This is a genomic window from Pseudomonas sp. GW822-FHT07A10 (assembly GCF_058798795.1).
On sequence record NZ_JBXAKV010000002.1, the window covers coordinates 506,665 to 518,640 of the forward strand.

The following is an 11,976-nucleotide window of genomic DNA, read 5'->3' on the forward strand; positions in this document are numbered from 1 at the left end:
TTCGCACCTGACACAAAAACGCCCCCGATCTCACGATCGCGGGCGTTTTTTATGGTCGGAGAAAATCTGCAGGGATGTTCTCAGCTGAAATGAAAATGCCCCGATCGCAAGATCAGGGCATTTTTTATAACGGTGCTAACTCAGCGGTTGCGGGTCAGCAACGCTGGTTTTTCGCCGCGCGGACGGCCTGGCAGTTGATCCAGTTGCTCAGGTGTCGGGAAGCGATCGCTTTTCGACTCCTTGTGAATGATCTTCGGTGCCGGGCTGCGCGGGTTCTGCACGGCCGGTTCCGAACGAGACTGGTCGTCACGGGCCGGACGGCGGTTGCGGGACTCTTCGCGACGGGCCTGGCCGTCACGTGGAGCGCCGTTGCGTGGGCCACTGCGCTTGGCCGGTGGGGTGCCGGTGGTTGCGCCGCTGCTGTTGCGCGGACCGTTCTGGCGACCTTGTGGCTGACCAGTGCGCGGAGCACCAGCACCAGCGCCTTGTGCCGGTGCGCCCGGACGACGGCCACGGCCCTGAGCCGGTTTGGCTTGAGGCACGTAGTCAACGCGGTTACCGAAGTTGTCGATATCGTCGTCCAGGAACTCGTCCGGAGCACGGTCGGCGGCGGCGCGAGGAGCCGGGCGCTGTTGCTCGCGGGCCGGAGTGCCTTCGCGTGGCTTGTGTTCACGGGCCGGGCGCTCGCCACGGCCAGCGGCAGGCTTTTCCTTGCCGCCCTTGTCCTTGCCTTTGTCTTTACGACCGCCACCACCACCGCTGCCGTTCGGGCCGTCGCCGCGCGGGCCACGTGGGGCGCGCGGGTTACGCACATCCGGACGCTCGCGAACTTCCGGTTTCTCGGCTTCCACAGCGCTGGAGTCGAAGCCCATCAGGTCTCCGTCGGCGATTTTCTGCTTGGTCATGCGCTCGATGCTTTTCAGCAGTTTTTCTTCGTCCGGAGCGACCAGCGAGATCGCCTCGCCCGAACGACCGGCACGGCCGGTACGACCGATACGGTGCACGTAGTCTTCGTCGACGTTCGGCAGTTCGAAGTTGACCACGTGGGGCAACTGGTCGATGTCGAGGCCACGAGCAGCAATGTCGGTGGCGACCAGGATGCGCACTTCACCGGCCTTGAAGTCGGCCAGGGCTTTGGTGCGGGCGTTCTGGCTCTTGTTGCCGTGGATCGCGACGGCGGTGAGGCCGTGTTTGTCCAGGTACTCGGCCAGGCGGTTGGCGCCGTGCTTGGTGCGGGTGAATACCAGCACCTGTTCCCAGGCGCCGGCAGTGATCAGGTGCGCCAGCAACGAACGCTTGTGGCTGGCGGCCAGGCGGAATACGCGTTGTTCGATCCGCTCGACCGTGGTGTTCGGTGGCGTGACTTCGATGCGTTCCGGGTTGTGCAGCAGCTTGCCGGCGAGGTCGGTGATGTCTTTGGAGAACGTCGCCGAGAACAACAGGTTCTGCCGTTTGGCCGGGAGGCGGGCGAGGACCTTTTTCACGTCATGGACAAAGCCCATGTCGAGCATGCGGTCGGCTTCGTCCAGCACAAGGATTTCCACGTGGGACAAATCGACACTGCCTTGGCCGGCGAGGTCGAGCAGGCGACCTGGGCAGGCCACCAGCACGTCGACACCACGGGACATGGCCTGAACCTGCGGGTTCATGCCGACGCCACCGAAGATGCAGGCGCTGACGAACTTCAGGTCACGGGCATAGACCTTGAAGCTCTCGTGCACCTGAGCCGCGAGTTCGCGGGTTGGGGTCAGGACCAGTACGCGGGGTTGGCGCGGGCCGTGACGCTGGGATTTGTCCGGGTGACCGTTGGGAAACAACCGCTCCAGAATCGGAAGGGCGAAGCCACCGGTTTTACCAGTACCTGTCTGAGCCGCAACCATCAGGTCGCGACCTTGCAACACGGCGGGAATGGCCCGCTGTTGCACCGGAGTAGGCTCGGTATAGCCCGCTGCCTCGATGGCGCGGACTAAAGCCTCGGAGAGACCGAGGGAAGCAAAGGACATGAGTAATCCTGTTTTAGTTAGGGCTTGGCCCAATGGGAGTCTTGCCTGGCGCGAATGGCGTTTAAGAGGACGCAATCCCGTCCGGTCCTGCTGGGCCTCGAAGGCTCGTCTGGAGCGCTCGCGCGGGCTGAAAAGCTGCGCTGTAGCGGGATCGAGATGCCTTGAACAAGTCCGAGCGTCCGGGCGTGAGCCTGGCGGGAAGGCCGGAGTATAACAGAGCAATCACTGTGCGCCGCTTTCCTGCTGCTCAACGGTTTTTCCGCCGGTTGCGGTGGCGCTGGCGGCCCGGGCTTCGGCAGCCGGACCGGCACCATAGCGGGCGCTCAGTTCGGCGTAGGCCGGTTCGCGCTTGAAACGCTTGAGCTCGGCGCCGAAACGCTGCACCAGCAAATCCATCCCGGCATTGCGGCGCACCGCCAGGTACTGGCTCTGCTGGCTGATGACGGTCGGGTTCTCGGTGATTTTGTCGCGGATGTCCAGTTGATCGAGCAAGTGCTGGCCGACCCGGCGATCGGTGATCAACAGGTCGATCCGCCCGCGCACCAGTTTGCCGAAGTTGGCTTCATGGGTAGGCGCCGGTTCCCGGGTAAACAACGTCGATTCGCTGAAGTCCTTGCTGTACAGGTAGCCCGGCGAGGTGCCGATGGTCAGGCCTTTCAGGTCGTCCAGGGTGCGAAACGGGAACGGCCGTTCATTGGCGTAGAACATCACGAATTCGACTTGCGAGAGCGGTTCGCTGGGGTAGAGCAGGGTCGCTTCGCGTTCATCGCTGTGGAAAATATCCAGCACACCGTCCGCTTGGCCTTGCTCAAGCATCGACAGGCAGCGTTTCCACGGCAAGAACTGCCATTCCACGTCAATCCCGAGACGTTTGAAGACGATGGCCGTGGTTTCGTAGTCGAGCCCGAGGTTCTTGCCGCCTTCTTCATAGACGTAAGGCGCCCAGGGTTCGGTGACAATACGCAGCTTCTCGCCCCGAGCGGTGAAGCTCAGGCAAGTGAATAGAAGCACGGTCAGTAACTGGGTGATCAGGGGCATGGCTTGAGATTACGACGAGAAATCATAAAGAGCCAGAAACCGGATCCAGAAGCTCTGGATCGGGCATTAAAAGCAAAAGATCGCAGCCTTCGGCGGCGCCTGTAGAGGTACATATTCCCCTGGAGGCGCTGCCGAAGACTGCGATCTCTTGATCTTGCGTTAACGGCTATTAGCGCGGCAACTTCAGGTTGTTCCACACCGCCAGGCTCGGTTCAGCCTGGTTCAGTGTGTAGAAGTGCAGCCCCGGTGCGCCACCTTGCAACAGGCGTTCGCACATCTCGGTGATGACTTGCTCACCAAAGCTTTGAATGCTCTGGGTGTCGTCGCCGTAGGCTTCCAGTTGCTTGCGGATCCAGCGCGGGATTTCCGCACCGCAAGCGTCGGAGAAGCGCGCCAGCTTGCTGTAGTTGGTGATCGGCATGATCCCCGGCACGATCGGGATGTTCACACCCTTCGCCTGTACACGCTCGACGAAGTAGAAGTAACTGTCGGCGTTGAAGAAGTACTGGGTGATCGCACTGTTGGCACCGGCGTTGGCCTTGCGCACGAAGTTGTTGAGATCGTCTTCGAAATTGCGCGCTTGCGGATGCATTTCCGGGTAAGCGGCGATTTCGATGTGGAAATGATCGCCAGTCTCTTCACGAATGAATTCAACCAGGTCATTGGCGTGACGCAACTCGCCGCTGGCCATGCCCATACCCGAGGGCAGGTCACCGCGAAGCGCAACGATTCGCTGGATGCCGGCTGCCTTGTACTGGGTCAGCAGGCCGCGCAGGTCGTTCTTGCTGTCACCCACGCAAGACAGATGCGGAGCGGCAGGGACTTTGACTTCACTTTCCAGCTGCAACACGGTGTTGAGGGTGCGATCACGAGTCGAACCGCCAGCGCCGTAGGTGCAGGAGAAGAAGTCGGGATTGTAGGTCGCCAGCTGACGGGCAGTGGCGATCAGTTTTTCATGCCCAGCATCGGTCTTCGTCGGGAAGAATTCGAAGCTGTAGCGACGTTCTTGGGACATGGTCATATCCTTGGAAACACGTAAGCCGGACGCTGGCCCCGGTAGGAGCTGCCTTAGGCTGCGATCTTTTAAGATCAAAAGATCGCAGGCTTCGCCAGCTCCTGCGCAGAGCGGTCAATCAGCGTATCAGTAGCGGTAAGCGTGCGGCTTGAACGGGCCTTCGACGGTGACGCCGATGTAGTCAGCCTGTTGCTTGGTCAGTTGAGTGACCACGCCGCCGAAACCGCGGACCATTTCCAGGGCCACTTCTTCGTCGAGTTTCTTCGGCAGTACTTCAACGGTCAGGCGCTCGGCTTTCTGGGCTGGCGACAGGTCGGCGTACTTCTGGCCGAACAGGAAGATCTGCGCCAGAACCTGGTTGGCGAACGAACCGTCCATGATGCGGCTTGGGTGACCAGTGGCGTTACCCAGGTTAACCAGACGGCCTTCAGCCAGCAGGATCAGGTAGTCGTCGTTCTGAGCGTCGAAAGCGCCTGGACCGGTGCGGTGAACCTTGTGAACCTGCGGCTTCACTTCTTCCCATGCCCAGTTCTTGCGCATGAAAGCGGTGTCGATTTCGTTGTCGAAGTGACCGATGTTGCAGACAACAGCGCGTTTCTTCAGGGCTTTGAGCATGTTTGCGTCGCAAACATTGACGTTACCGGTGGTGGTCACGATCAGGTCGATCTTGCCCAGCAGCGCTTTGTCGATGCTCGCTTCGGTACCGTTGTTGATACCGTCGATGAACGGCGAAACCAGTTCGAAACCGTCCATGCAGGCTTGCATGGCGCAGATCGGGTCGACTTCGGAGACTTTAACGATCATGCCTTCCTGACGCAGGGACTGGGCCGAGCCCTTGCCCACGTCACCGTAACCGATGACCAGCGCTTGCTTGCCGGACAGCAGGTGGTCGGTGCCGCGCTTGATCGCGTCGTTCAGGCTGTGACGGCAGCCGTACTTGTTGTCGTTCTTGCTCTTGGTCACCGAGTCGTTGACGTTGATGGCCGGGATTTTCAGCTCGCCCTTGGCCAGCATGTCCAGCAGGCGGTGAACGCCGGTGGTGGTTTCTTCGGTGACGCCGTGAACGCGATCCAGTACTTGTGGGTACTTCTTGTGCAGCAGCTCGGTCAGGTCGCCGCCATCGTCGAGGATCATGTTGGCATCCCAAGGCTGGCCATCCTTGAGGATGGTTTGCTCCAGACACCACTCGTACTCTTCTTCAGTCTCGCCTTTCCAGGCGAAAACCGGGATGCCGGCAGCGGCGATGGAAGCGGCGGCCTGATCCTGAGTCGAGAAAATGTTGCAGGACGACCAGCGTACTTCGGCACCCAGGGCAACCAGGGTTTCGATCAGCACGGCAGTCTGAATAGTCATGTGGATGCAGCCGAGGATCTTCGCGCCCTTGAGCGGTTGCTCAACGGAGTACTTGCGACGCAGACCCATCAGGGCTGGCATTTCGGATTCGGCGATGATGGTTTCGCGACGGCCCCAGGCAGCCAGGGACATGTCGGCGACTTTGTAATCGTTAAAATCTGCAGGCGTGATAACAGCGCTCATGAAGAGCCTCCATTCGTAATGTATGCGAATGGGCGCCGTTGTGCGTTTAGTGTCTGGCCGTGGCCAGTCAACGCCCCATCCGAGCCTGACAGGTTGAACCTGCTGCAGCGCCCCTCGGACAGGTGGCGGGAAAACGGTAGCAAGTGAACATTACCGTTTTGAAACGGGGGCGATTATAGCGGGCTATGCTGATCTTCCAAAGCGTTTCTGTTGGTCAATGTCCGAACGGTAATCGAGACCATAGTCGATGCTTGATAGAGCTCTAGTCCGGGCTCTGCCATGATGGCCGGCATCAATCGGCAAGACGGTCAGGAGTGAGTATGAATTTCCACACCCGCAAATGGGTAAAACCCGAAGACCTCAACCCCAACGGCACGCTGTTCGGCGGCAGTTTGCTGCGCTGGATCGACGAAGAAGCGGCGATCTACGCCATCGTCCAGCTGGGTAATCAGCGCGTGGTCACCAAGTACATTTCCGAAATCAATTTCGTCAGCGCCTCGCGTCAGGGCGACATCATCGAGCTGGGCATCACCGCCACCGAGTTCGGTCGCACCTCGATCACTCTGACCTGTGAAGTGCGCAACAAGATCACTCGCAAGAGCATTTTGACAGTAGAGAAGATGGTGTTCGTGAACCTGGGCGAAGACGGCCTGCCCATGCCGCACGGCCGGACCGAGATCAGGTACGTCAAAGACCAGTTCAAGGATGACGAGATCGGCGGGTGATTGTTGTTTCTGTGGCGAGGGAGCTTGCTCCCGTTGGGCCGGGCTGGCGCTCCAGCGCGAAGCGGCCCTGAAATCTGTCATTGGGTTCTTTCAGGCAGGCTTCACGTCAGCTTACGACTGCTTCGCAGCCGAGCGGGAGCAAGCTCCCTCGCCACAGGGTTTGCTGCGTTCCCCCCGGGTAGTGAACAGCTCCGAACCCCGCGTGTCGTACGTAAACGACACGCCACCGGTTCAGGAGCAGCCTTATGGACACGCCCAAAGATGGCAAGACCCCGGACCTCTCGGCACAGGAACAGCGCGAGGTCGACAAGAACCAGCCCCCGCGCGCGGCGGTGCTGCACGAAATCATTCGTACTCAAGGCGACCAGGAACTCGAGCGTAGCGTTGCGGCGCTGTGGTGGTCGGCCTTGGCTGCCGGCCTGACCATGGGCCTGTCGCTGATGGGCATGGGACTACTCAACTCGCGCCTGCCGGACGGCGAAGGCTTCAAGGTGATCGCCAGCTTCGGTTACTGCGCCGGTTTTCTCGCGGTGATTCTTGCCCGTCAGCAACTCTTCACCGAAAACACCCTGACCGCCGTGCTGCCGATCATGAGCAAGCCGACGCTGGGTAATGTCGGTCGGTTGCTGCGGCTTTGGACGGTGGTGCTGGTGGGCAATCTCTGCGGCACCTTGCTGGTGGCGTATGTGATGCTGCACCTGCCGATATTCGACAGCAAGACCGATCTGGCCTTCCTTGAGATCGGGCGCAAGGTCATGGAGAACGATGCCGGCAAGATGCTCGCCAAAGGCATCATCTCCGGCTGGATGATCGCCACCATGGTCTGGATGATCCCGTCCATGGAAAGCGCCAAGATGTGGATCATCATCCTCATCACCTATTTCATGGCGCTGGGCGATTTCACTCACATCGTGGTCGGATCGGTCGAGGTTTCTTACCTGGTGTTTGCCGGCGAGTTGCCGTGGAAGGATTTTTGGTGGGTGTTCGCAGGTCCCACGCTGGTGGGAAACATTATTGGCGGCAGTTTTATCTTTGCGCTGATCAGTCACGCGCAGATTCGCAGTGAAGGCGGGCCGCCGAAGACCTCTGCGGAGCGGGCTCAGGAATCCGAACCGCAGAAGGTCAAAAAATGATCAATGTCAGCCAGAGACATTGATTGCGGCAGCACTGCGACGTTGCAGGTAGATGAAGAACAGCGCCGTCAGCAGCGTGAACACGCTGACCAGCGCGCCGGTCCACGGCAAGTCCGCCAGGTCCGCACCGCTGGCCACCACCAGCCCACCAATCCACGCCCCGGCGGCGTTGCCGAGATTGAATGCACTTTGATTCAAGGTCGACCCGAGGTTTGGCGCCTCATGGGCCTGATCGATGATCAGCAATTGCAGGATCGGGCATAGCGCGAAGGCGAAGATGCCCCACAGTACCAGCGTGATCGCTGCCGGTATCACTGAATGGCTGGATTGGCTGAAGGCGGCCAGCACGATGGCTACGGCCAATGTCATCCCCACCAGCGAAGGCAGCAAGCGACTGTCCGCCAATCGGCCGCCGAGCATGCTGCCCCCGGTCAAGCCGACCCCGAACAACAGCAACATGATGGTTACGCCATGCGGACTGACGCCGGTGATGTCCTGCAGGATCGGCGCAATGTAAGTGAACACGCTGAACAGGCTGGTGGACGCCAGCACGCTCATGCCCAGCGCCAGCAGCACATTGACCTTGCCCAGCACTTTGAATTCGCTGGCCAGGTTGGCTTTGTCCATGGGGATTTCCTTGGGCAGCCAGACCCACTGCGCAATGGCCGCAATCACGCCAATCACCGACACTGCCCAGAAGGTCGAGCGCCAGCCGGCGTATTGCCCCAGCGCAGTGCCCAATGGCACGCCCAGCACGTTGGCCAAGGTCAGGCCGGTGAACATCATGGCAATCGCCTGGGCTCGTTTGTTCGGTGCCACCAGACTGGCAGCGACCACTGAGCCGATGCCGAAAAACGCGCCATGGCACAGCGCGGTGATCACTCGTGCGGCCATCAAGGTGGCGTAGTTCGGCGCCAGGGCGCAGAGGATGTTGCCGAGAATGAACATCAGCGTCATGCCCAGCAGTGTCGCTTTACGCGGCATGTTGGCGGTGCCGACCGCGAGAATCGGCGCACCGAACACCACGCCAAGGGCGTAACCGGTGATGAGCAGGCCGGCGTGAGGAATGCTCACGGCGAGATCGCGGGCGACATCGGGCAGCAAGCCCATGATGACGAACTCAGTGGTGCCGATGCCGAAAGCGGCAACGGCCAGTGCAAGCAAGGCGAGTGGCATGCGCAAGGTCTCTGTCGGTAGTCTTGACGCTTTGATCAGGCATACGCAGGCCGACGACCGTTCTCGATGAGAGCGGGCAGGGGCAGGAATTATTGGAATTAGTCTGTGCGCAACTGAGTGCGGCGTGGTCGCTTGCAGTATAAACAGCTGCGGACATATGGCGAATCAAATCTCTGTCCCGAGATGTAGGGGCAATACAAGGAGTGTGCCGTGCTTGCGACGATTCTGGTGTTGGTGGCGGCGCTGTTGCATGCGGCGTGGAATACCCTGATCAAGTTCAGCGCGGAGCGGCTGTTGGTGGTGGCCTGCATGGACAGCGTGGCGTTGCTGTTTGTCGCGCTGATGCTGCCCTTCGTGGCGCTGCCGCCACTGGATATGTGGCCGTGGATTCTTGCGTCGGCGGCATTCGAGTTGCTCTATCGCTACCTGTTGATCCAGGCCTATCGGGTCGGCGATCTCGGTCTGGTCTATCCGTTGATGCGCGGCTTGTCGCCGCTGGTGGTGCTGGCACTGACGCTGATCTTCGCCGGAGAAGTGCTGACGGCTCAGCAGATCTTCGGGATTTTGCTCATCCCGTTCGGCATGGTGTGCCTGCTCTGGCAGGGCGGTGGCGGGGTGCGCCTGCCGTGGTCGATGCTGCCGGTGGTGGCGCTGATCGGGTTGTGCATCGGTTGCTACACCTTCATCGATGGCCAGGCCTTGCGGCGCTGGTCCCATCCGCTGGATTACCTGGTATGGGTCACCGTGCTCAGTGCCTGGTCGTTCCCATTGCTGGCGCTGGTGCGCAAACGACCGGCGTTCATGTTGTTCTGGCGCGAACAGTGGCGGTTGGGGTTGGCGGTCGGGTTCTGCGTGTTGTTCAGCTACGCTCTGGTGCTGTGGGCCATGCAGCTCGGTTCAATTGCCGAGGCAGCGGCGCTGCGCGAGATCAGCGTGATTCTGGTGGTGCTGTTCGGTATGCGCTACCTCAAAGAACCTTTTGGCAGGCCACGGCTCTTAGCCTGTGGACTGGTATTGATCGGCATGTTGGTGATGAAGTTTTAGTCGCCGCTGATGGAATTCGATTCTCTACAACTTGAAGAAGGGACTGCGTTATGACGGTTGCTCTGTGGTGCATTTTGATTGCGATCTGCTTGCCTTATCTGTGCACGGGCGTCGCCAAGTTCAGCAATGGCAAGTTCGGGCTGAAACAGAATCACGACCCAAGGGCGTTTCTGGATTCGCTCGAAGGAGTGGCCAGGCGTGCGCATTCGGCGCAGTTGAACAGCTTCGAAGTGACCCCGGCGTTTGCCGCGGCGGTGATCGTGGCGCATCTGGCCGGCAATGCCGAACTGGTGACGATCAATGTGCTGTCGGTGCTGTTCATCACCAGTCGGCTGCTGTACATCATTTGCTATCTGGCGGACTGGGCGATTCTGCGGTCGCTGGTGTGGGCCATAGGCATGGGGCTGATCGTCAGTTTCTTTGTGGTGTCTGTTTAACGGCAAGATCAAAGGATCGCAGGCTGCGCCATTCCCTGCAGGGATCGATGTTCATTCGCGATATTGCGACGAACGCTCTCGATGCTGACGCTGGCGTAGTCTGCGATCGTTTGCTTCTAAAGTTTGTCAGCCACCTGCGGCACCTGAGGCAACGCCGCCCCTTTAGGCCAGAGCATCCAGATCTGCCCCTGCTGTTTCATGTCGCCGGCCAATTGCCCGGCCGCCTCGCCCGTGCCCCAGAACAGGTCTGCGCGGACCTCGCCGGCAATCGCGCCGCCGGTATCTTGAGCGGCCACCGGACGCACCAGTGCGCTGCCGTCCGGTCGCGTCGTCGATAACCACAACAAGCTGCCGAGCGGAATCACCTTGCGATCCACTGCCGCGCTATAACCTGCGGTCAATGGCACATTCAGCGAACCGCGCGGCCCTTCGTTGCTGTCCGGGTTGCGATTGAAGAACACGTAGCTGGGGTTGCTGCCGAGCAGTTCGGGAATGCGCGTCGGATTGGCCTTGGCCCAGTTATCGATGGCGCTCATGGTCACCTCTTCTTTCTTCAGCTCGCCCTGATCCACCAGCCAGCGGCCAATAGGTCGATAGGGGTGGCCGTTCTGGTCGGCATAACCAATGCGCAATTGACGGCCATCATCGAGCTGGATGCGCCCCGAACCCTGGATTTGCAGGAATTGCAGGTTCATCGGGTCGGTCAGCCAGGCAATCACCGGCGCCTTCACGCCTTTGGTTTCAATGGTTGCCGCATCGTCGTAAGGCTTGAGCACGCGACCTTCGAGTCGTCCGCGCAGGCGTTTGCCTTTGAGCTCCGGGTAGATACTGTCCAGCGAGACGATGATCATGTCCTCGGGCACGCCGTACACCGGGATGTTCGCTTGCTTGGTCTGGGTCAGGCTGCCGGGATACACCGGTTCGTAGTAACCGGTGATCAGGCCGTTGGGGTTGTCATTGGCGGCGCGCAGGCCGTAGACGTCGAGGTTCTGTTTGAGAAAACCACGGATGTCGCTGGCGGTTGGCTGCACGTTGGCGGAAGCGGCACAGGTGCCACCCCAGACCGGGTCGGCCTTGAGTCGGGTGCAGGCGCTGCGCCACGAGCCAAAACCGGCGACGAGGTCGTTGTCGGACACCGCTGGAAGGGCTTCCCAGGTAGCGCTGGAGTAGGTCGCCAGTGCGTGGGTTTTCGGTGTGCTGCTGTCGCCACCGGTGCAGCCCGCAAGCACGGCCACCATCGGAAGGGTCCAGGCCAGGTTGTGACGCCACGCCTTGAAACGGCTGTTCATGGAGTAATTCCTTTGCCGGTTGCCTGAGTGCTCCATGCGCTCAAACAACCCGTATTGATAATAGGGCTATTGGTCTTTGCCGGTGACGCGAGGATACTGGCCGCCGTTTCCAGTGATCTGAAGCCACCATGACTCTTAAAAGACTCTCTGTTGTATTGCTGGCCTGCCTGACCTTGTCCGCCTGCGGCGGTGTCGACCCGAACTCGCCTCTGGGCCAGCGCAAGGCGATCTTCAAGCAAATGCTCAAGACCGGCGAAGACCTGGGTGGCATGTTGCGTGGGCGTATTCCGTTCGATGGCCCGAAATTCGCCGACGGTGCCGTGAAGCTCGACGCGTTGTCCCATGAGCCGTGGAAACATTTCCCGCAGGTGCGCGAAGAAGATCACACCAGCGCCAAGGACGATGTCTGGCAGAAGCAGGCACGCTTCCAGGAAATGGCCCGCACCCTTGAAGGCGCCACCGGTGAACTGGTGATCGCCAGCCAGGTTCAACCCTACAAGGCCAGCAACCTGGGGCCGGCAGTTCAGAAAGTCGAAGACGCCTGTAGTGCCTGCCATAAAGAGTTTCGGGATCATTGAGG

General features: G+C 60.3%; 11 protein-coding genes and 1 riboswitch. Of the genes, 5 read left to right on the forward strand and 6 right to left on the reverse strand.

Features of this window, described 5'->3' with window-relative positions; all coding sequences use genetic code 11:
* Positions 1 to 140: 140 nt before the first annotated feature.
* The 4 genes from rhlE2 to ahcY all read right to left on the reverse strand — a co-directional run bounded on the left by rhlE2 (position 141) and on the right by ahcY (position 5,592).
* Complete coding sequence (gene rhlE2 / locus AC1RL4_RS05845) at positions 141 to 2,003, reverse strand: RNA helicase RhlE2 (protein ID WP_204124782.1); 1,863 nt, start codon at positions 2,001 to 2,003, stop codon at positions 141 to 143.
* A gap of 222 nt (positions 2,004 to 2,225) precedes the next feature.
* The gene (locus AC1RL4_RS05850; protein ID WP_018928738.1) at positions 2,226 to 3,041 is read right to left on the reverse strand and encodes a substrate-binding periplasmic protein; all 816 of its coding nucleotides are present in this window, start codon (positions 3,039 to 3,041) and stop codon (positions 2,226 to 2,228) included.
* A 169-nt stretch (positions 3,042 to 3,210) separates the two neighbouring features.
* Entirely contained in the window at positions 3,211 to 4,056 is an 846-nt protein-coding gene (gene metF, locus AC1RL4_RS05855; protein ID WP_018928739.1) for a methylenetetrahydrofolate reductase [NAD(P)H], read from the reverse strand.
* Positions 4,057 to 4,182: 126 nt separating this feature from the next.
* Entirely contained in the window at positions 4,183 to 5,592 is a 1,410-nt protein-coding gene (gene ahcY, locus AC1RL4_RS05860; RefSeq protein WP_018928740.1) for an adenosylhomocysteinase, read from the reverse strand.
* 23 nt (positions 5,593 to 5,615) lie between these two features.
* Positions 5,616 to 5,714: riboswitch (S-adenosyl-L-homocysteine riboswitch) on the reverse strand.
* Between the two features lie 198 nt (positions 5,715 to 5,912).
* Here ahcY and AC1RL4_RS05865 point away from each other — a divergent pair.
* Positions 5,913 to 6,317 (forward strand): acyl-CoA thioesterase, encoded by a 405-nt coding sequence (locus AC1RL4_RS05865; protein WP_018928741.1) that lies wholly within the window; start codon positions 5,913 to 5,915, stop codon positions 6,315 to 6,317.
* A gap of 245 nt (positions 6,318 to 6,562) precedes the next feature.
* Positions 6,563 to 7,450 carry a formate/nitrite transporter family protein gene (locus AC1RL4_RS05870; protein WP_230173329.1) on the forward strand — a complete coding sequence of 296 codons (888 nt, stop codon included), beginning with the start codon at positions 6,563 to 6,565 and terminating at the stop codon, positions 7,448 to 7,450.
* Positions 7,451 to 7,456: 6 nt separating this feature from the next.
* Here the strand turns inward: AC1RL4_RS05870 and AC1RL4_RS05875 are convergent, their stop codons facing one another.
* Positions 7,457 to 8,626 carry an MFS transporter gene (locus tag AC1RL4_RS05875; RefSeq protein ID WP_019650249.1) on the reverse strand — a complete coding sequence of 390 codons (1,170 nt, stop codon included), beginning with the start codon at positions 8,624 to 8,626 and terminating at the stop codon, positions 7,457 to 7,459.
* A gap of 210 nt (positions 8,627 to 8,836) precedes the next feature.
* Between AC1RL4_RS05875 and AC1RL4_RS05880 the strand changes: the two genes are divergently transcribed.
* Both AC1RL4_RS05880 and AC1RL4_RS05885 read left to right on the forward strand, forming a co-directional pair.
* On the forward strand, positions 8,837 to 9,670 hold the full coding sequence (locus AC1RL4_RS05880) for an EamA family transporter (RefSeq protein WP_019580646.1): 834 nt from the start codon (positions 8,837 to 8,839) through the stop codon (positions 9,668 to 9,670).
* A gap of 50 nt (positions 9,671 to 9,720) precedes the next feature.
* The gene (locus tag AC1RL4_RS05885; RefSeq protein ID WP_018928745.1) at positions 9,721 to 10,107 is read left to right on the forward strand and encodes an MAPEG family protein; all 387 of its coding nucleotides are present in this window, start codon (positions 9,721 to 9,723) and stop codon (positions 10,105 to 10,107) included.
* 116 nt (positions 10,108 to 10,223) lie between these two features.
* On the opposite strand, the gene mltA is transcribed toward AC1RL4_RS05885, so the two are convergent.
* Positions 10,224 to 11,396: a murein transglycosylase A gene (gene mltA, locus AC1RL4_RS05890; protein WP_019580647.1), complete on the reverse strand. Its 1,173-nt coding sequence runs from the start codon at positions 11,394 to 11,396 to the stop codon at positions 10,224 to 10,226.
* Positions 11,397 to 11,524: 128 nt separating this feature from the next.
* Here mltA and AC1RL4_RS05895 point away from each other — a divergent pair, with 128 nt between their 5' ends.
* Entirely contained in the window at positions 11,525 to 11,974 is a 450-nt protein-coding gene (locus AC1RL4_RS05895; RefSeq protein ID WP_026286618.1) for a c-type cytochrome, read from the forward strand.
* The last annotated feature ends 2 nt before the right edge of the window (positions 11,975 to 11,976 follow it).